We start from the raw sequence: 19,550 nt of genomic DNA on the forward strand, positions 1-19,550 counted from the left end.
CGTCACCGCCTCCTCAGGAACGACAGCGCGGCGCCGGCCAGCATCGCGGTCGCAGCCATCCCGGCCCGGTTGAACATCGCCGGCAGGTCCTTGGTCGTGACGACCGGGTCGGGCGGCAGGCCATAGACCTCCGGCTCGTCGAGCAGCAGGAACATGGCTCCGGTCCCCCCGACGCCGTCGTCGGGGTCGTTGCCATAGAGCCGCGCGTCCATGATGCCGCGCTCGTGGAGGAGCGCCACCCGCTCGTCGGCGCGCTGGCGCAGCTCGTCGACGTCGCCATACAGGATGGACTCGGTCGGGCAGGCCTGGGCGCACGCCGGCTTCTGCCCGTCGCTGAGCCGGTCGTAGCAGAGCGTGCACTTCTGGGCGATGCCCACCTTGGGGTCGCCCTCCGGGCCCCGGCGGCGGTCGATGACGCCATAGGGACAGGCAGCCACGCAGTAGCCGCAGCCGTTGCAGATGTCGTCCTGCACCACGACGGTGCCGAACTCCGAGCGGAACAGCGAACCGGTGGGGCACACGTCGAGGCAGGCGGCATGGGTGCAGTGCTTGCACACGTCCGACGACATCAGCCACTGGAAGTCCGGCTTCTCCTCGTCCGCGACGTCGCTGGGCTGGGCACCGACGGACGGCATCCCGAGCGACACGGGCTCCGGCGTCGGTGCAGGCGTCGGGGCCTGCTTCTCGATGAAGGCGACGTGGCGCCACTGGTTGGCGTTGAGGGAGTGGCTGTTGTCGTAGGACGTGCCGAGCATCGCGAAGGCGTTCTCCGGGACGTCGTTCCACTCCTTGCACGCGACCTCGCACGCCTTGCAGCCGATGCACACCGAGGTGTCGGTGAAGAACCCCTTGCGCGCCGGCGCATCGACATATCCGGCATCGGGGGCCGGGTCGAGGGGGCCGAACAAGCTGTTGCGTCCGATCACTGGTCGCTCTCCTCCTCGGTGCGGTCGATGCCGACCGCCGACTGCGTCTGGGCCGCCTCGGACGCCGTCACGATCGGTCCGTGCACGTCGTCGTCCACCCCGGCACGCCGGGCGTAGTCGGCGACGAAGGACCGCAGCGCCGGTCCGGTCGGGCGCCGCCCCGGCTGGACGTCACAGGTCCCGACCTTGCTCTCCTGGATGAGCACGTTGGGATCGAGGGAGATGCCGAACAGGTCGTTGGTCGAGTCGCCGCTGACCAGGCCGCCCTGGCCCCAGTGGTAGGGCATCCACACCTGGTGGACGGTGCGCCCCTCGACCCGCAGCGGCCGCAGCCGCTCGGTGACCAGCACCCGTCCCTCGACGGCGGAGCGGGCCGTGATGACGTGGCACCACCCCATGTGCTCCAGGCCGCGCTCCTGCGCCAGCGCCGGCGACACCTCGACGAACATCTCCGGCTGGAGCTCGGCGAGGTGCTCGAGATAGCGGCTCATCGCGCCGGCCGTGTGGTGCTCGGTGAGCCGGCTGGTGGTGAAGACGAACGGGAACACCTCGGAGTGCTCCTCGGGCGGCGACGGGTTCATCCGGTTGTCGCTGCGGCGATATTCCTTCCGCGTGGGGTTGGCCTGCTGGCCATAGATCGGGTTGCGGAACGGCGACTCGACCGGCTCGTAGTGGGTCGGCATCGGACCGTCGATCAGGCCCTGCGGGACGTAGAGGGCTCCCTTGCCGTCGCCCTGCATGATGAACGGGTCGATGCCCTCGATCCCGGCGACCCCGTCAGCGCCTGCCGGTGCGCGATAGGACGGCGGCTTCGTCTTCTCGAAGTCGGGCACGTCGTGCCCGGTCCACTCGCCGTTCTCGCCGAGCTCGGGGTCCCACCAGACATAGGCCTTGCGCTCGCTCCACGGCTTGCCCTCGGGGTCGGCGGACGCCCGGTTGTAGAGGATGCGGCGGTTGAGCGGCCACGCCCAGCCCCACTCGGGGGCGACGTCGGACTGCTCGTGGCGCGACTTGCGACGCGCCGCCTGGTTGACCCCGTCGGCGAAGACACCCGAATAGATCCAGCAGCCGCCGAGGGTCGAGCCGTCGGCCTTCATCTCGAGGAACGACGACAGCGGGCGACCGGTCGCCACCTCGTAGCCGTTGATCTCCTTGAGCACCGCCTCGGCGCTCGGCTCGCCCCACCCCGGGGCCACCCCCTCCCCGTGCAGGGGGTAGTCCCAGGCGAGGTCGAGGACGGGCCGGTCGCGGTCGTCGCCCGAGTCGGCCAGCCGCTCCCGGACGAGGCGGCCGAGGTGGTAGAAGAACCACAGCTCCGAGCGGGCGTCGCCCGGCGGCTCGACCGCCTTCTCGCGCCACTGCAGCATCCGCTGCGTCTGGGTGAAGGTGCCCTCCTTCTCCACGTGGGAGGCAGCCGGGAAGAGGAAGACCTCGGTTGCGCACTCCTGCGTCACGATCTCCCCGGTCTCCACCTCGGGGGAGTCCTTCCAGAACGTGGCGCTCTCGATCTCGAACAGGTCGCGCACGACCAGCCAGTCGAGGTTGGCCATCCCGAGTCGCTGCGCCCGACCGTGGGCCGAGCCGACAGCGGGGTTCTGGCCGAGCAGGAAGTAGCCCTTGACCTTGCCGTCGATCATGTCGAGCACGGTGCGATAGGTGCCGTGGTCGCCCGTGATCTTGGGCAGGTAGTCGAAGCAGAAGTCGTTCTCGGGCGTCGCCGCGTCGCCCCAGTAGGCCTTGAGCAGGTTGATGGCGTAGGCGTCGGCCTTGGACCAGAAGCCCTTGCTCCCGGGGTTGCGGACGCTGCTCACCCAGTCGTCCAGGCTCGCGTGGTCGTCGGGGTTGGGCATCGGGAGATAGCCCGGAAGGATGTTGAACAGGGTCGGGATGTCGGTGGAGCCCTGGATGCTGGCGTGCCCGCGCAACGCCATGATCCCGCCGCCGGGCCGTCCCATGTTGCCCAGCAGGAGCTGGAGGATCGCGCCGGCGCGGATGTATTGCACGCCGACGCTGTGCTGGGTCCAGCCGACGCTGTAGACCAGCGCCGTGGTGCGCTCGCGTCCCGAGTTCTCGGTCCATGCTCGGCACACCTCGAGGAAGTCGGCCTGGGAGACACCACATGTCTTCTCGACCATCTCGGGGGTGTAGCGCGAGAAGTGGCGCCGAAGCACCTGATAGACGCAGTTGGGGTCCTGGAGCGTCTCGTCGCGCCTCGGCTGGGCGTCGACCTGCATGCCGTGCGCCTCGTGCTGCATCCCGGCCGCGGTCTCGCGGTTGTCCGACTGCTCCTCGGAGCTGTCGACCTGGGCCTGGCTCTGCTCGCCGGGTCCGTCCTCGGGGGCGTACTGCCAGCTCGTCGGGTCGTAGGCGCGCTTCTCGGCGTCGAACCCGCTGAACAGGCCGTCGAGGTCCTCGGTGTCGAGGTAGTCGTCGCTGACGATCGTCGCGGCGTTGGTGTAGTTGACGACGTAGTCGCGGAAGTCGAGCCCGTTCTCCAGGACGTAGCTGATGATGCCGCCGAGGAAGGCGATGTCACTGCCCACCCGGATCGGCACGTGCTTGTCGGCCAGCGCGCTCGTGCGGGTGAAGCGCGGGTCGACATGGATCACCCGGGCGCCGCGCTCCTTCGCCTCCACGACCCACTGGAAGCCCACGGGGTGGGCCTCGGCCATGTTGGAGCCCTGGATGATGATGCAGTCAGCGTTGGCGAGGTCCTGCTGGAACCCTGTGGCGCCGCCGCGACCGAAGCTGGTCCCCAGACCGGGGACGGTGGCGGAGTGTCATATCCGCGCCTGGTTCTCGATCTGGATCGCGCCCATCGCGGTGAAGAGCTTCTTGATGAGGTAGTTCTCCTCGTTGTCCAGCGTGGCGCCGCCGAGGCTCGCGATCCCCATCGTGCGGCGGACGCGGCGACCCTTCTCGTCCTGCTCCTGCCAGAAGTCGCGGCGGGTCTTGACCACGCGGTCGGCGATCATGTCCATCGCCGCGTGGAGGTCGAGGTCCTCCCACTCGGTGGCGAAGGGCCGGCGATAGCGGACCTTGGTCTGGCGCAGGTCGCTGGTCACCAGGTTCTTGCTCGCCGAGCCCTTGGGGCACAACCGACCGCGGTTGACGGGCGAGTCGGGGTCGCCCTCGATCTGCACGACCTTCTCGTCCTTGACGAACACCTTCTGCGCACAGCCGACGGCGCAGTAGGGGCAGACGCTCTTGGCGACCCTGTCCGCCGTGGTGGTCCGGGGTTCGACCTCGTCCGTACGGCGGGAGCGGACCGCCGCGCCGCGGCCGAGGATGTCGCCGCCGGTGAGCTGGCGCAGCAGCGGCCAAGGGAGGAAGGACCGAGACCCTGACATTGGCGACCCCCTGCTCCATGCGGTGTGACCCACGACACTACGGATGTCGGACGGGACCGTCCACCGCCCGATGGGGTGAGGTGATTCGCGCTGTCAGCGGACGACCAGAGCGTGCTCGCGATTCGCGACGACCTCGCCGATGACCGGGTGTCCCGGCAGCTCGCCGACCACCAGGAGCCCGCCGGAGGTCTGGGCGTCGGCGAGCAGGACCAGCTCGTCGTCGTCGACCGACGCATCGACATACGGCCGGACCCAGTCGAGGTTGCGCCGGCTCCCGCCCGGCACGAACCCCTCGGCGAACGAGGACCGTGCGCCCTCGACGTAGGGGACTGCCGACGCCTCGATCACCGCTGTCGTGCCGCTCGCGCGCATCATCTTCATCAGGTGTCCGAGCAGGCCGAAGCCGGTGACGTCGGTGGCGGCTCGCGCGCCTGCCGCCAGCGCCGCCCGGCTCGCGTCGTCGTTGAGGGCGGTCATCACTGCGACCGCCTCCTCGAACCACTCCCCCGTCGCCTTGTGCCGGTTGTTGAGGACACCCAGCCCGATCGGCTTGGTCAAGGTCAGCGGCATCCCCGCCTGGGCAGCGTCGTTGCGCAGCAGCCGGTCGGGGTCGGCCATGCCGGTGACCGCGAGTCCGTACTTCGGCTCCGGGTCGTCGATGCTGTGGCCGCCGGCGAGGAAGGCGCCCGCCTCGGCGCAGGCGTCGTCACCGCCGCGGAGCACCTCCGCGGCGACGTCGAAGGGGATCCGGTCGCGGGGCCAGCCGAGCAGGTTGACCGCCACGACCGGGGTGCCGCCCATGGCATAGACGTCCGACATCGCGTTGGCCGCGGCGATCCGGCCGAAGGTGTAGGGGTCGTCGACGACCGGCGTGAAGAAGTCGGCCGTCGCGATCACCGCGCGACCGCTCCCGTCGGGAGCCGGATGGATGCGTACGGCGGCGGCATCATCACCGTCGTCGAGGCCCACCAGCAGGTCACCACCCGCCCGGCCGCGACCCAGCCGGCCGAGCACCCGCTCCAGCTCGCCGGGTGGGACCTTGCACGCGCAGCCGCCGCCCGCCGCGAACTGGGTCAGCCTCAGGGGGGAGTCCATGGAGCCAACCTATGGCTAGAGTCCGGGGCGGAGGCGGTTCTCGTCTGGTGACGGACGCGGTCCTCAAAACCGCTGTGGCCCAGCACCTGGGTCAGGCGGGTTCGATTCCCGTCCGCCTCCGCCAGACGTCTCTTGATGAGAAGGGGTGCGGTGCCGGATCCCAGGCGGGCCACGCCCCGCACCGACCACGTGCTCGCCGACCCACGCCTGCGCGAGGCCGCGCTGCGGCTGGGCACCTCGTTGGTCAGGACGGCCGTCGCCGACGCGCTCGAGCGCTGTCGCGCCGGGCTGGTCGCCCCGGAGTCGGTCGCCGACGACGCGGTGGCGGCGCTGCCCGCGTCAGCCACCACGCTGCGCCGCGTCATCAACGCCACCGGGGTCCTGGTGCACACCAACCTCGGCCGGGCACCGTTGTCCGCTGCCGCGACCGACGCGGTGCGGACGGCGGCGGGGGCCACCGACGTCGAGCTCGACCTGGCGACCGGACGGCGGGGACGACGCGGCGCCGGAGCCCTGTCCGCGCTGGCTGCGCGGGTGCCCGACGCCGGGGCCGTCCACGTCGTCAACAACGGGGCCGCAGCCCTCGCCCTGGTGACCCGGGTGCTGACCCGGCCGACCGAGGGCGGCACCGTGGTGATCGCGCGCGGTGAGCTGGTGGAGATCGGCGACGGGTTCCGGATCCCCGAGCTGCTCGAGTCGGTCGGTGCCCGCCTGCGCGAGGTCGGGACCACCAACCGGGTGCGGCTGGCCGACTACGCCGCCGCGGTCGACGACGACACGGCCTTCGTGCTGAAGGTGCACCCCTCCAACTTCACGGTCGAGGGCTTCACCTCCTCGGTGTCGGTCTCCGAGCTGGCCACCCTCGGGGTGCCGGTGGTCGTCGACATCGGGTCCGGCCTGCTCGTCCCCACCCTCGGCTGCCCGACGAGCCCGATGCGGCCACCGCGCTGCGGGCCGGGGCCTCGCTGGTCACCGCCTCCGGCGACAAGCTGCTCGGAGGACCGCAGTGCGGCCTGCTCCTGGGGGACGCCGAGCTGGTCGAGCGACTGCGCCGCGACCCCTTCGCCCGGGCCCTGCGCGTCGACAAGCTCACCCTGGCTGCCCTCGAGGCGACGCTGGCCGGCCCCGAGTCGCCGGTCGCCGCTGCCCTGGGGGTCGACGTGGAGACGCTGCGCCGCCGCGCCGGCGACATCGCCGCCGCGCTCCCGCCGGAGGCCGGGGCGGAGGTCATCGACTCCGACGGCGCGGTCGGGGGTGGGGGTGCTCCCGGTGTCACGCTGCCCAGCTGTGCGGTCGCCCTGTCGCCCGACGTGTCCACCGACCTGGCCCTCGCCCTGCGTGCGGGCGACCCGCCGGTGGTGGGCCGCCTGGTGAGAGGCCGGCTGCTGCTCGACCTGTTCGCCGTCGCCCCCGAGGAGGACGCCGAGGTGGCCGGCGCCATACGACGGGCAGTCGACGCTCGCCACCCTGCTGAGGGTGCCTGATGCACGTCGTCGCCACGGCCGGGCACGTCGACCACGGCAAGTCCACCCTCGTCCGGGCGCTGACCGGCAGCGATCCCGACCGGCTGGCCGAGGAGCGCCGGCGCGGGCTGACCATCGAGCTCGGCTATTGCTGGACCGCGCTGGACGGCGTGGGGGACGTGGCGTTCGTGGACGTGCCCGGGCACGAGCGGTTCGTCACGACGATGCTCTCCGGGGTCGGCCCGGTGCCTGCCGCGCTGCTCGTCGTGGCCGCGGACGACCCGTGGATGCCACAGACCGCGGAGCACCTCGCAGCCCTGGACGCGCTCGGGGTCTCGCACGGCGTGGTCGCGGTGACCCGCAGCGACCTGGCCGACCCGGGCCCGGCCGTCGCCCGGGCACGTGCCGAGATCACCGCGACGACGCTCGCGGGCGCGCCGGTCATCAGTCTCAGCGGGCGCACCGGGGCCGGGCTCGACGACCTGCGTTCGGCGCTGGTCACCATGGTGGCCGGCCTTCCCACCCCCGACCCGGACGCGGCCGTGCGGCTGTGGGTCGACAGGCGCTTCACCGTCCGCGGCGCCGGCACCGTGGTCACCGGCACGCTGCCTGCCGGGACGGTGCGGGTCGGTGACGTGCTGGCCGGCGACGGCCGCGTCGTGCGGGTGCGCGGCGTGCAGGCCCTCGAGCGCGAGGAGTCGGCCGTCAGCGGGGTCGCCCGGGTCGCGCTCAACCTCACCGGCGACGTCGACGACCTCACCCGCGGCAGTGTCCTGACCACCGCGGGAGCGTGGCACCACACCTCGGTCGTCGACGTGCGCGTCACCGGCCCGAACGACCCGCCGCTCAATCCCCGGCTCCACATCGGTGCCGCGGACCTGGCGGTGCGGCACCGCCCGATGGGGCCGGGCATCGCCCGGCTGAGCCTCGAACGTCCCCTGCCGCTGCGCATCGGCGACCGGTGCCTCCTGCGCGACCCCGGCCGGCGGACCGTGTGGCGGGTTGACGTCCTCGACCCCGACCCACCCCGGCTGCGGCGTCGAGGGGCCGCCGCCCGCCGCGCCGAGGTCCTGGCCTCCGCCGACGGCACGCCGCGGCTGGACGACGAGCTCGCCCGCCGCGGGGTCGCCCACCGGGACCGGGTGCAGCAGCTCGGCATACCTCTCACCGACGGCGACCACCTCGTCGTCGGGCCCTGGCTGGTCGGTCGCGGCGCGGCCGAGGCGCTGGCGCGACGGCTGCCGGAGCTCGTCGAGGCCCACGCCCGGCAGCACCCGCTCGACCCAGCGGTCCCCGTGTCGGTGCTGGCCACGCGACTCGGCGTGCCGGCGGGCGAGATCGCCGAGGCGCTCGTGCGACCCCCGCTGCGCGTGGTCGACGGTCGGGTGCGAGGGCCGGGGACGGACGGCCTGCCCCCGTCGATCGCTGCGTCGGTCGCCACGGTGCAGCGGGAGCTGGCCGACGCCCCGTTCGCCGCTCCGACCGCCGACCGGCTGCGCGAGCTCGGGCTCGACGAACGCGCGCTCGCCGCGGCCGAGCGGGCGGGGCTGCTGTGGCGCGTCGCACCGGGGATCGTGCTGCTCCCGGACGCGGCCGACGAGGCGGTGTCTCGACTGCAGACGCTGGACCAGCCGTTCACGACGAGTGCCGCCCGGCAGTCCCTGGGCACCAGCCGTCGCGTGGTCCTGCCGCTGCTCGACCGGCTCGACCGGGCGGGCCGGACCGTCCGGCTGCCCGACGACCGCCGCCGGCTGGGCTGAGCCGCCCTGAGCCGAGCCGAGCTGGGCCTGTCAGCGCGTCGCCGGCTCCATCGGCACGAAGTCGGCCTTCTCCCGCACGCCGCAGTCCGGGCAGCACCAGTCGACGGGGATGTCGGCCCACGCCGTGCCGGCCGCGAAGCCCTCGTGCTCGTCCCCGGCGGCCACGTCGTAGGCATAGCCACACCCGGGGCACCGCGCGGCGAGCACCTCGTCGGCGAGCAGCCCGGGCGTCTCGTCCTCACGCAGCTCGCGCCCGTCCACCCCGGGCGCGGGGTAGCGCCGCAGATAGGTCTCGCGCTTTCGGGGGCTGATGTTGGCCAGGGTGACGTCACCACCGAAGTGGTCCACGACCCGCTGGTCCATCACGCGCCGCCACACGGCCGGGACGATGGCCAGCACGATCATCCCGGCATAGCCGGTCGGGAGCACCGGCGACTCCTCGAAGTCGCGCAGCGCCTGGTAGCGCCGGGTCGGGTTGGCGTGGTGGTCGCTGTGGCGCTGCAGGTGGTAGAGCAGCACGTTGGTGGCGATGTTGTTGGAGTTCCAGCTGTGGCTCGGCAGGACGCGCTCGTAGCGCTGTCGCTCGCCGACGCCGACCTTCTGCCGCAACATCCCGTAGTGCTCCATGTAGTTGACGACCTCGAGCAGCGAGAAGCCGACGACCGCCTGGATGAGCAGGTATGGCGTGATGCCGACCCCGAGCCAGGCGATGAGCGCGCCCCAGAGCACCGCCGTCATCAGCCATGCGTTGAGGACGTCGTTGCCCAGACGGAACGGGTGCTGCTTCTTGCGGGCATAGCGGCGCTTCTCCAGCCGCCAGGCCGACTTGAGCGAGCCGAGGACCGTGCGCGGCCAGAATGCATAGAAGCTCTCCCCCAGCCGGCTGCTGGCGGGGTCCTCGGGCGTCGCGACCCGGACGTGGTGGCCGCGGTTGTGCTCGATGTAGAAGTGGCCGTAGGCGACCTGCGCCAGCGCGACCTTGGACAGCCAGCGCTCGTTGGCCTCCTTCTTGTGGCCGAGCTCGTGGGCGGTGTTGATCCCGATCCCGCCGATGCAGCCGATGGAGACGGCCAGCCCGATCTTGTCCAGCGTGCCGAGCGGTTCGCCGAGGAGTCCGAAGACGTCCCAGCCGGCCGCGACCGCCATCGCGCCGACGAACCCGGCGTACTGGATCGGCAGGAACGCATACGTGATCCAGCGGTAGTAGCGATCGGCCTCGAGGGCCTCGATCACGTCGTCCGGCGGGTTGGAGCGGTCCAGCCCGGTCAACAGGTCGATGGCCGGGACCACCAGCAGGATGACGATCGGGCCGACCCAGAACCAGATCGGCCAGCCGGTGGCGACATACCCACCCATGGCCACGAACGCCAGGCTCGGCACGACCAGCCCGATCAGCCACAGATAGCGCTTCCGATCGCGCCAGCCGTCGGTCGATCCTGCGGGGACCGTGCCACTCATCGATTCGCTCAGGCTCATCTGTTGGGGCCTTCCTGCCGTCGAGGTTTACAAAACCATAGGACTTGTAAAGCGACCTGGCAAGGGGCAATTTTCGCAGGGCTCGAGAGGCGGACCAGTCCTGTCCGCTCGTCGCGCTAGCGTCGGGCCATGGCTACCGTCGTCGTCTTCCACTCCGTCCTCGGCATCCGCGCCGGCATCACCGACACCGCCGACCGGCTGCGCGCCGCCGGCCACACCCCCGTCGTCGTCGACCAGTACGACGGCCTCACCTTCGACACCTACGAGCCGGCGATGGCCCACATGAAGGCGATCGGCTTCCCGGCCCTGATGAGCGCCGCCGTGAGCGCGTCCGAGGTCGACGGCCCCTTCTTCGGCGTCGGCTTCTCCAACGGAGCAGGTATGGCGCAGTTCGTCGCCAGCCAGCGGCCGGACGACGTCCGGGGCTGGTGCTGGTCGGCGGTGCCCTGCCGATGCGGTTCCTCGAGGCGCAGTGGCCGCCCGGCGTGCCGGTGCAGGTGCACGCCACCGCGGACGACCCCTTCGACGACGGGCCGGAGGTCGCCGCGGAGTTCCGCAGCGACGTCGAGCAGGCCGGCGGAGTCGTGGAGGCCTTCACCTACCCCGGCTCCGGCCACCTGTTCAACGACCCGGAGCTGCCTGACGAGTTCCAGCCGGCCGAGGCCGAGGAGTTCTACGCCCGACTGCTGGAGTTCATCGCCCGCTGAGGGCGGCGTTGGCCCGTCGCCCACCACTCGGGCAGGGTGGAGCCATGAGCGAGCACCCCATCGGCATCGACTTCGGCGGAACCGGGATCAAGGCGGCCCCGGTCGACCTGTCAGCAGGCGACTTCGCCGGTGACCGGGAGAAGATCAACACGCCCAGGCCGGCGACGCCGGACGCCGTCGCGGAGGTCTTCAAGACGCTGGTGGCCCGCTTCCCTGACTCACAGTCGGCCGTCGGCGTCACCGTGCCCGGCGTGGTGCACGACGGAGTGGTGCAGAGCGCGGCCAACATCGACCCGGCCTGGATCGGCACCGACGCCGACGCCGTCTTCACCCGGGCGCTGGGCCGCGAGGTCCACGTCGTCAACGACGCGGACGCCGCGGGCCTGGCCGAGGTCGAATACGGCGCTGCGCGCGGTCAACGTGGACTGGTCATCATGACCACGCTCGGCACCGGGATCGGCTCCGCACTGATATACGACGGTGTCCTGGTCCCCAACTCCGAGCTCGGCCACCTCGAGATCGACGGTCACGACGCGGAGACGCGCGCAGCCAACTCGGTCCGCGAGGAGGAAGGCCTCTCCTACGAGGCCTGGGCCGAGCGGCTCACGACCTACTACCGCACCGTCGAGCGGCTCTTCTCGCCCCAGCTCTTCGTCGTGGGCGGCGGGGTCAGCAAGTCGAGCGAGAAGTTCCTGCCCCTGATCGACATCAAGACCCCGATCGTCGCGGCCGAGCTGCGCAACAAGGCCGGGATCATCGGGGCTGCGCTGGTCTCGTCGCGGATGGGGTGACGGTCCCGGGCTCCGACTCGGGCGACTCGGGCGGGTCCGTGATCTCGCGGAACGCGGCGGCCGCACCGCGCAGGTAGCGCTCCACCACCGCGCGCTCGTCGGCGTCGAAGGAGGCGTCCAGCTCACGCAACGCGCTGAGCATCGGGAACATCAGGCCGAAGACCTCCGCGCGCGCCGACGCGGTGACGAGCACCTGGGTGCGTCGGCGGTCGTCGGGATGCGCCTGTCGCGTCACGTGGCCGTGACCGGCCAGGCGGTCCACGATGCCGGTGCCGGCAGCCGTGCTGACGCGCAGCCGGCGCGAGAGCTCGGCGGGTCCGAGGGGTTCGGACATCAGGTGCTGCAGAGCGCCGACCTCCGACTCGCTGAGTCCGGCACGGCGCGCGACCGCACCTCGCACGCGAGCGGCGCTCTCGGTGCACTCGCGCAGCGCCAGCAGGCTGCCGGTCTGCTCCCAGGGGTCGGGTGCGACCCCAGCGGGTGTGCCGGTCTTGCTGGTCATGTGTTTCACCTTCTTAGTGACTAATATGCTTAACTATATCTCACACCTTCCCCGAGGAGCACTCTTTCCCATGGCACAGGACACGCAGGCGCCCGACACCCGATCCCGGCCCCAGGCCCGCATCTCTCCCGCGCTGGGACGCCGCACAGCCTGGCTCGTGGCCCTCCTGCCCCTGCTCCTCGCCGGCGCGCTGATCGGTGGCCTGGGCGAGGGTGAGCGAGACCGTAGCCCCCTCGACCAGCTGCCCGCGGGCTTCGACAGCACGCTCGGCGCCGAGCTGCGCGACCAGCTCCCGGACGAGGGTTCCTCGGCCGCGGTGGTGCTGTGGACCAGCGACGAGGGCGACCTCGGCCAGGACGTCGTCGCCGACCTCGGCCGCCAGGCCGGCTCCCTCGGAGCCGTGCCCTCCGGTCCGGCGGGCCCGGTGACGCTCTCCGAGGACGGGACGGCGGCCATCGCGGTCGTCCCGATCGAGTCCACCTCGGCCACGCAGAACGCCGACCTCGTCACGGAGCTGCGCGCCCAGCTCAGTGAGGACGAGCCGAGCGGGCTCACCAGCCAGGTGACCGGGCCGGCCGCCATCCAGGCCGATCTGGCCGCCGTCTTCCAGGGCGCCGACACCGACCTGCTGCTGGTCACTGCCGGGGTCGTGGCGCTGTTGCTGCTGCTGACCTATCGCAGCCCGGTCCTGTGGCTCATCCCGCTCACGGTGGTCGGCGTCGCCGACCGGCTGGCTGCCGTGGTCGCCACCCAGGTGCTGGCGCTGCTCGACGTCGCCTGGGACGAGTCGACCGTGGGCATCTTGTCGGTGCTGGTCTTCGGAGCCGGCACCAACTACGCCCTGCTGCTCATCTCGCGCTATCGCGACGAGCTGAAGGTCCACGAGTCCCGTCACGTGGCGATGAGCATCGCCGTACGCCGAACGGCCGAGCCCGTCCTCGCCAGCGCCACCACCGTGGTGCTGGGCCTGTTGACGCTGTTGCTCTCGGTCGTGCCGGCGACGCGCGGCCTGGGTCTGGCGTGTGCCATCGGCATCGTCGTCGCCGCCGCCTTCGTGCTCGTGGTGCTCCCGGCCGCGCTCGTGCTCTTCGGTCGCTGGGTCTTCTGGCCGCGCGCACCCCGGGTCGGCGAGCCCGGCCTGGTCGACACCAACTCGTCCTGGCACCGCATCGGCACCCTCGTGGCGCGCCGCCCGGTCGCGTTCGTGACCGGGACCCTGGTCGTCCTCGCGGTGATGGCATCCGGCGTGCTGCGCATCGACACCGGCCTCGACCAGGCCGACCAGTTCCTCGACCGGCCGGAGGCCATCGCGGCCGCGGACCGCCTCGGCGAGTCGTTCCCGGCCGGGGTGTCCGACCCGGCCCAGGTGATGACCCGTGCTCCTGCCGACGACGTGCTGGCCGCGGTGGCCGACGTCCCCGGCGTGCAGCGTTCGGCCGTCAGCTCGCAGGGGGCCGGGGTGACGCAGATCGACGTCGTCCTCGGCGCAGCCGCGGGCACCGACGAGTCACGCGACGCGGTCCTCGCCCTGCGGGAGTCGCTCGAGCCGTTCGCGGACACGCACGTGACCGGCACCGAGGCCGAGAGCCTCGACGAGGCCGACAGCGCGGCCCGCGACCGACTGCTGATCCTGCCGCTGATCCTGGCCCTGGTGCTGGCCTCGCTGCTCGTGCTCCTGCGGGCGGTCGTGGCGCCCCTGCTGCTGGTGGCGACCGTGCTGGCGACCTATGCCGCGAGCATGGGGATCTCCTGGTGGGTCTTCACCCGGTTGCTCGACTTCGAGGGCCTCGACAACGGGGTTCCGCTGCTCGCGTTCTTGTTCCTGGTCGCTCTTGGCGTCGACTACAACATCTTCCTGGTGACCCGGGCCCGCGAGGAGGCGCGCGAGCACGGTTCGCGCGTCGGGATGCTGCGCGCACTGTCCGCCACGGGCGGTGTCATCACCAGTGCGGGCATCCTCCTCGCGGCGGTGTTCGCCGTCCTGGGCGTCCTGCCGCTGGTGGTGCTGGCTCAGCTCGGCACCGTGATCTGCATCGGGGTCCTGCTCGACACCCTCGTCGTGCGCACCGTCCTGGTGCCGGCGCTGGCCTTCTGGCTGGGCGACAGGTTCTGGTGGCCCCGGCGAGTGATCGGCTGACCGTGCGGCGGCGGGCGGTCAGTGCTCGTGGGGGGCCTTGCCACTGATCGCCGCCGCGACGTGCTTGGCGACGTCGGCGTGGAAGACGCTGGGGATGATGTATTGCGCGTTGAGCTCCTCGTCGGTGACGACCTCGGCGATCGCCTTGGCCGCCCGCAGCAGCATGTCGACGCTGACGTCCTCGGCCCGCGCGTCGAGGAGCCCGCGGAACACCCCCGGGAAGGCCAGCACGTTGTTGATCTGGTTGGGATAGTCCGAGCGCCCGCTCGCGACCACGGCCGCGTGCTCCGCCGCCGCAGCCGGGTCGACCTCGGGGTCGGGATTGGCCAGCGCGAAGACGATCGACCGTTCGGCCATGTCCGCGATCCACTCGGGCTGGAGCACCCCCGGCGCGCTCACGCCGATGAAGACGTCGGCCCCGACGAGCACCTCGCGCAGCGAACCCGTCGCGCCGCGCGGGTTGGTCACCCCGGCGAGCTCGGCCTGGGCGGGCGGCAGCGAATCGTCGCCGGCCGTGAGCGCACCCTCCCGGTCGACGACGACCACGTCGTGGGCTCCGGCGGCGAGCAGCAGGGTGACGATCGCCGTACCAGCCGCTCCGGCGCCGGCGACCACGATCCGCGCCTCCTGCAACGGCTTCTCCACCCAGCGCAGGGCGTTGGTCAGGGCCGCCAGCACCACGATGGCGGTGCCGTGCTGGTCGTCGTGGAAGACCGGGATGTCGAGCGACTCACACAGGCGACGCTCGATCTCGAAGCAGCGGGGTGCGGCGATGTCCTCGAGGTTGATGCCGCCGAAGCCGGGCGCGATCATCTCGACCGCACGCACGATCTCGTCGGTGTCCTGGGAGTCCAGGCAGATCGGCCAGGCGTCGATGTCGGCGAAGCGCTTGAACAGCGCGGCCTTGCCCTCCATCACCGGCAGCGCGGCACCCGGACCGATGTTGCCCAGGCCCAGGACCGCCGAGCCGTCGGTGACGACCGCGACGGAGTTGCCCTTGATCGTCAGCCGGCGCACGTCCTCCGGGTTGTCGTGGATCGCCATCGAGACCCGGCCCACGCCGGGCGTGTAGGCCATCGACAGGTCGTCACGGGTGCGCAGCGGCACCTTCGACTCGACCTTGATCTTGCCGCCGATGTGCAGCAGGAAGGTCCGGTCGGACACCTTGTGCACCACCACCCCGTCGATCGCCTCGACCGCTGCGACGAGCTCCTGCGAGTGGTCCTGGTCAGCGGCCGAGCACGTGACGTCGAGGACGATCCGGTCGTGGCGTGACTCGGCCACGTCGATCGCGGTGACGATGCCCCCTCCCGCCGCGATGGTGGTGGCCACGGTGCCGAGGACCCCGTGGTCGGGCGCCGTGTGCAGGCGCATGGTGATCGAGTAGGACGAAGCGGTGGCGGCCATGGGAGCGACCTTGCTCCCCCGCGCGGGTTACGGGCAAGTCACCTAGGTTTGGTCTCATGACACAGACCCCCGAGACCACCCTGCGCGACAACCCCGAGGCCGGCCGCTTCGAGATCCTCGTCGGCGACGACGTGGCGGGCTTCGCCCAATACTCGACCTCAGACGGTGTCGCCACGATGCCGCACACCGTCATCGAGGACGGTCACGACGGACAGGGGCTGGGCAGCAAGCTCGCCCGCTTCGCCCTCGACTCCGCCCGCGACCAGGGCCTCAAGGTCAAGCCCGAGTGCACCTTCATCAAGGGCTACATCGAGCGCCACGAGGAATACGCCGACCTCGTCGTCTGACCCCGTCGTCTGACCCCGTCGCGCCCGCTCAGAGCGCCTTCTCGATCTCCTTGGCCAGCTTGGCCGGCTCGGTGGTCGGCGAGTGCCGCGAGATGACCGTGCCGTCGCGGCCGACCAGGAACTTGGTGAAGTTCCACTTGATCCGTCCGCCGAGCAGCCCGCCCTTCTCCGAGCGCAGCCACTCGAAGAGCGGGTGGGCGTCCTTGCCGTTGACGTCGACCTTGGCGAAGAGCGGGAAGTCGACGCCGAAGTTGCGCTCGCAGAAGGTCGCGATCTCGTCCTCGTCACCCGGCTCCTGGTTGGCGAACTGGTCGCACGGGAAGCCCAGGACGGTGAACCCCTGGTCGCCGTACTCGTCCTGCAGCTCCTGCAGCCCCTTGTACTGACCGGTGAGCCCGCACTGCGACGCCGTGTTGACCACGAGCACGACCTGGCCTGCGTATGCCGACAGGTCGGTCTCGGTCCCGTCGATGGCTCGTGCGGAGAAGTCCTCGATCGTCGTCATGTCTGTCCTTCGTCAGGGGTGCCGATCCGGATTGGTCGCCAGCTCTCCTGCCAGGCACCGGCCCGCGCGATCTCGTCCAGCCCTCGGCGGACACGCGCCTTGTGGTCGCGGGCGGCGGTCCGCTCGTCGACCGTCGACGGGTCGCCCTGCATCCCGACGGCGACGCCGGTGAGCAGCACGTGGGTGGCAGGCAGCTCGAGGTCGCTGGCGAGGCCCTCGTGGTCGAAGCCGGCGAACTGGTGGGCGTGCAACCCCATGGTCCGCGCCTGCAGGGTGAGGTGTGCTGCGGCCTGGCCGACGTCATAGAGGGCGTAGTCGCTGTAGGCAGGTGCGTCGTCCTCGTCGCCGGTGCGGACCTGCGCCGCGGTGACGAAGACGACCGAGGCACGCGGCACCCAGCCCGAGTTCCCGCGGCTCAGTCGCGCGACGAGCCTGGCGTGGTTGGCCGAGCCGCGCTCGCAGACGAAGAACACCCACGGTTGCGAGTTGCCGGCCGACGGAGCCCACTGCGCGGCGGCGAGCAGGAGGTCGATCTCAGCGCGGGACAACGTGTGCTGGTCGTCATACACACTGGGGCTCCACCTCGACCGCAGCGGTTCGGAGAGGCCTTCGGCGCCCGGTCGGGGTGCCTGCGGACCCTCGCTGCTCATCACGGCAACCAGTATCCGGATGGCGATCTCGACCCATGAGGCACCCTTGGGTTTGCGCCGGGGGTCTCGGTGGCACAAGCACCGGACACGACCAACGGGAGAACTCGATGAACCACCGCCTGCGCCTGGCCATGTTGGCGCTCGTCTCCGTGCTGAGCCTGCTGCTCACCAGCTTCGCCACCTCGCCCGTGCACGCCGAGCAGCGCCCCGGCGGCAAGGGTCGCGACAAGGTCGACTACGGCACGACGTCGTTCGTCTCCGGCGCCTCCGCCTACTCCGTCACGGGCAAGGTGCGCGCTCGCACGAAGCGCAAGGTGCACCTCCAGGTGCGGTGGGCCGACGGCTGGCACACCATCGACAAGGCGAGGACGAAGCGAAAGGGCAAGTTCACGATCACCGGGACCATGGACTGGTACGGCGCCCACAAGGTGCGGGTCGTCGCACCCAGGACCCGTCGCGACCGGGCCAAGGTCTTCAAGGCCACGAAGTTCAAGGTCGCGGTGCCGTGGACGCCGCGTGGCTCGACCTCCGCCTACGAGCGGATGAGCTACAAGGGCGTCAACTTCGCCTGGAACCCGTGCAGGACCATCAAGTACCGCATCAACCCGGGCCACGCCGGCGAGGCCGTCATCCCCTTCACCCAGCAGGCCGTCGAGCTCATCGAGCGGGCGACGGGCTTCCGGACGAAGTATGTCGGCACCACCACCGCCGTGCCGCTGGACGACAAGAACTACCAGCGCGGCACCGACATGGTGATCGCGTGGTCGAGCGAGACCGACCATCCCGCCCTGGTCCAGGCCGTCGGACGCGGCGGCCCCGGCACCCTCAAGCCCGCTCGCCGACGCTCCAACAACAAGGTCGTCCTGGAGATCCGCCGCCCCGGGGTCACCATGAACATGGCGTATGCCGCCGAATATCCGTTCACCTTCGACGACCCGGCCACCGAGCCGATGGGGCTCGTGCTGATCCACGAGCTCGGCCACGCCTTCGGCCTCGAGCACTACGCCGACGACATCCAGGTCATGCACCCCGGCGACCGTTCGCCTGCGCCGAGCGGCTATCACTCCCGCTTCGAGGCGGGCGACCTCGCCGGGCTGCGGGTCCAGGGTGCGCAGCCCGGTTGCCTCAAGCCCTACCGGCAGCGCCGCGGCTATTCCGCCCTCGACCTCAGCGACATCCCGGACTTCACGCGCGAATAGCCGAGTCGGCGCGCACCAACCGCCGAGTCGGCGCGGACCAACCGCCGAGTCGGCGCGTAGTGCTGGCTCAGTCGGCCCCGGAGAACCCGGCCGACTCAGCCGTGTCCCGGTCGGTGAACCACACGTCCGGCTCGGCGCCGTCATAACCGGGGTCGCCGGGGTTGACCGCGCCGATGCCCTTCCAGGCCTTGACCGGGTGACCGAGCGGCATCGCGCCGTCGTCGAGGGGGGCCGCCGAGCCCATCCCGAAGCCGCCGTCGCGGACCTCCTCCAGCGATGACGTACGGCGCTTGGCCTCCCGCGCGGCCAGCTGCTGCTCCGCCTGCAGCTCCTCGGGGTCCCTCGGACCGGCGTGACGGCCCGGGGCCTGGCTCTGCGCAGCCGTCCCTGTGGCGGGGGCGTCCTCGCTCCGCTGGTCGAAGCCGTCGTCCATCTCGTCCTCCGCTGGTCTGACCGATCGATCCGACCACGCTAGCCACGCCGACGCCGAGCGGACACCTCCACCCCCGCAGGGGTGGGTCCAGCGCGGCCTCGGGTGTTGCAGGTCGGTCATTGTGGCTAGGTTCGAAACGGCTCGAGCGACGGATCTTCTCCGTCCGGCCTTCCGACGAAAGGAGCGCGCAATGTCTTTGTGGGAAAAGATCAAGGACGCTGTGACCACGGACGACGCAGAGGCGGCGGACGAGGCACGCAAGGAGGCCGAGGCAGCGCAGGCCGAGGCCGACAAGGCCAAGGTGGAGGCGCAGGCCCGCGCCGACGAGGCCCGCCGCAAGGCCGACGAGGCTGCCGCCAAGGCAGGGCTCCCGACCGCCTCTGACGAGGAGAAGGCCCAGGCCGACCAGGCCCGCCAGGACGCCGAGGCCGAGGCCACGAAGGCGCAGGAGGAGGCGGCAGCCGCCGACCGGAAGGCCGACGAGCGCGCCCAGCGCGCTGTGGAGAAGGCCAACAAGCGCCGCGAGAAGCGTGAGGAAGCGCGCGAGGAACGCCAGGAGGAGCGGCAGGAAGCCCGCCAGGAAGCCAGGCAGGAAGCCCGCCAGGAGGCCAACGAGCCCGACGTCTACACGGTGAAGTCGGGCGACACCCTCTCCGAGATCGGCGCCCGGTTCGGCGTCGACTGGCGCGAGATCGCGCGCATCAACAACGTCGACAACCCCGACCTCATCTTCCCGGGACAGAAGTTCAAGATCCCCAGGAAGTGATCTGAGACTCATCGTGTCGACGAAGGCCCCGGACTT

16 protein-coding genes, 1 tRNA gene and 3 pseudogenes are annotated in these 19,550 nt (G+C 71.3%); 10 read left to right on the top strand and 10 right to left on the bottom strand.

The window, feature by feature from the left end; genetic code table 11:
* Positions 1-2: 2 nt before the first annotated feature.
* From G7071_RS04935 to selD, 4 genes and pseudogenes are all read right to left on the bottom strand, one after another.
* Positions 3-926: a 4Fe-4S dicluster domain-containing protein gene (locus tag G7071_RS04935; RefSeq protein ID WP_166315642.1), complete on the bottom strand. Its 924-nt coding sequence runs from the start codon at positions 924-926 to the stop codon at positions 3-5.
* A pseudogene (fdh, locus tag G7071_RS04940) lies at positions 923-3,694 on the bottom strand (formate dehydrogenase); the annotation flags it as partial. The pseudogene fdh and the gene G7071_RS04935, both read right to left, overlap by 4 nt.
* 12 nt (positions 3,695-3,706) lie before the next feature.
* The gene (locus G7071_RS20080; protein ID WP_166315647.1) at positions 3,707-4,276 is read right to left on the bottom strand and encodes a dehydrogenase; all 570 of its coding nucleotides are present in this window, start codon (positions 4,274-4,276) and stop codon (positions 3,707-3,709) included.
* 93 nt (positions 4,277-4,369) lie between these two features.
* Positions 4,370-5,371, bottom strand: coding sequence for a selenide, water dikinase SelD (gene selD, locus G7071_RS04950; RefSeq protein ID WP_166315650.1), 1,002 nt, complete (start codon positions 5,369-5,371; stop codon positions 4,370-4,372).
* Positions 5,372-5,400: 29 nt separating this feature from the next.
* Here selD and G7071_RS04955 point away from each other — a divergent pair.
* From G7071_RS04955 to G7071_RS04965, 4 genes and pseudogenes are all read left to right on the top strand, one after another.
* Positions 5,401-5,495: transfer RNA gene (locus G7071_RS04955), tRNA-Sec, on the top strand.
* Positions 5,496-5,506: 11 nt separating this feature from the next.
* Positions 5,507-6,217 (top strand): annotated as a pseudogene (locus tag G7071_RS19935) (L-seryl-tRNA(Sec) selenium transferase); the annotation flags it as partial.
* 119 nt (positions 6,218-6,336) lie between these two features.
* A pseudogene (locus G7071_RS19940) lies at positions 6,337-6,714 on the top strand (hypothetical protein); the annotation flags it as partial.
* A 140-nt stretch (positions 6,715-6,854) separates the two neighbouring features.
* Positions 6,855-8,594, top strand: coding sequence for a selenocysteine-specific translation elongation factor (locus G7071_RS04965; protein ID WP_166315653.1), 1,740 nt, complete (start codon positions 6,855-6,857; stop codon positions 8,592-8,594).
* A 30-nt stretch (positions 8,595-8,624) separates the two neighbouring features.
* Here the strand turns inward: G7071_RS04965 and G7071_RS19585 are convergent, their stop codons facing one another.
* A complete protein-coding gene (locus tag G7071_RS19585; RefSeq protein ID WP_206062908.1) occupies positions 8,625-10,070 on the bottom strand; it encodes a fatty acid desaturase in 1,446 nt (481 codons plus the stop codon).
* A gap of 428 nt (positions 10,071-10,498) precedes the next feature.
* On the opposite strand from G7071_RS19585, the gene G7071_RS04975 reads away from it, so the two are divergent.
* Positions 10,499-10,777, top strand: coding sequence for a dienelactone hydrolase family protein (locus G7071_RS04975; RefSeq protein WP_166315656.1), 279 nt, complete (start codon positions 10,499-10,501; stop codon positions 10,775-10,777).
* A gap of 44 nt (positions 10,778-10,821) precedes the next feature.
* Positions 10,822-11,568 carry a polyphosphate--glucose phosphotransferase gene (gene ppgK, locus G7071_RS04980; RefSeq protein WP_166315659.1) on the top strand — a complete coding sequence of 249 codons (747 nt, stop codon included), beginning with the start codon at positions 10,822-10,824 and terminating at the stop codon, positions 11,566-11,568.
* On the opposite strand, the gene G7071_RS04985 is transcribed toward ppgK, so the two are convergent.
* Positions 11,531-12,070, bottom strand: a complete 540-nt coding sequence (locus G7071_RS04985) for a MarR family winged helix-turn-helix transcriptional regulator (protein ID WP_166315662.1) — start codon at positions 12,068-12,070, stop codon at positions 11,531-11,533. The genes ppgK and G7071_RS04985 overlap by 38 nt on opposite strands.
* Positions 12,071-12,140: 70 nt before the next feature.
* Here G7071_RS04985 and G7071_RS04990 point away from each other — a divergent pair, with 70 nt between their 5' ends.
* On the top strand, positions 12,141-14,207 hold the full coding sequence (locus tag G7071_RS04990; RefSeq protein WP_166315665.1) for an MMPL family transporter: 2,067 nt from the start codon (positions 12,141-12,143) through the stop codon (positions 14,205-14,207).
* An 18-nt stretch (positions 14,208-14,225) separates the two neighbouring features.
* Here the strand turns inward: G7071_RS04990 and G7071_RS04995 are convergent, their stop codons facing one another.
* Complete coding sequence (locus G7071_RS04995) at positions 14,226-15,614, bottom strand: NAD-dependent malic enzyme (protein ID WP_166315668.1); 1,389 nt, start codon at positions 15,612-15,614, stop codon at positions 14,226-14,228.
* 56 nt (positions 15,615-15,670) lie between these two features.
* Here G7071_RS04995 and G7071_RS05000 point away from each other — a divergent pair, with 56 nt between their 5' ends.
* On the top strand, positions 15,671-15,961 hold the full coding sequence (locus G7071_RS05000; protein ID WP_166315671.1) for a GNAT family N-acetyltransferase: 291 nt from the start codon (positions 15,671-15,673) through the stop codon (positions 15,959-15,961).
* A 28-nt stretch (positions 15,962-15,989) separates the two neighbouring features.
* On the opposite strand, the gene G7071_RS05005 is transcribed toward G7071_RS05000, so the two are convergent.
* Both G7071_RS05005 and G7071_RS05010 read right to left on the bottom strand, forming a co-directional pair.
* Positions 15,990-16,466: a glutathione peroxidase gene (locus tag G7071_RS05005; RefSeq protein WP_166315674.1), complete on the bottom strand. Its 477-nt coding sequence runs from the start codon at positions 16,464-16,466 to the stop codon at positions 15,990-15,992.
* Positions 16,463-17,116 (bottom strand): nitroreductase family protein, encoded by a 654-nt coding sequence (locus G7071_RS05010; RefSeq protein ID WP_166320941.1) that lies wholly within the window; start codon positions 17,114-17,116, stop codon positions 16,463-16,465. Before G7071_RS05010 ends, G7071_RS05005 begins: the two co-directional genes overlap by 4 nt.
* A 107-nt stretch (positions 17,117-17,223) precedes the next feature.
* Here G7071_RS05010 and G7071_RS05015 point away from each other — a divergent pair, with 107 nt between their 5' ends.
* Positions 17,224-18,315, top strand: coding sequence for a hypothetical protein (locus G7071_RS05015; RefSeq protein WP_166315677.1), 1,092 nt, complete (start codon positions 17,224-17,226; stop codon positions 18,313-18,315).
* 67 nt (positions 18,316-18,382) lie between these two features.
* Here the strand turns inward: G7071_RS05015 and G7071_RS05020 are convergent, their stop codons facing one another.
* On the bottom strand, positions 18,383-18,748 hold the full coding sequence (locus G7071_RS05020; protein WP_166315680.1) for a sunset domain-containing protein: 366 nt from the start codon (positions 18,746-18,748) through the stop codon (positions 18,383-18,385).
* Positions 18,749-18,938: 190 nt separating this feature from the next.
* Here G7071_RS05020 and G7071_RS19945 point away from each other — a divergent pair, with 190 nt between their 5' ends.
* Entirely contained in the window at positions 18,939-19,514 is a 576-nt protein-coding gene (locus tag G7071_RS19945; protein WP_425489414.1) for a LysM peptidoglycan-binding domain-containing protein, read from the top strand.
* Positions 19,515-19,550 lie beyond the last annotated feature (36 nt).

Origin of the sequence: Nocardioides piscis, assembly GCF_011300215.1 — a bacterium.
Classification (GTDB): domain Bacteria; phylum Actinomycetota; class Actinomycetes; order Propionibacteriales; family Nocardioidaceae; genus Nocardioides; species Nocardioides piscis.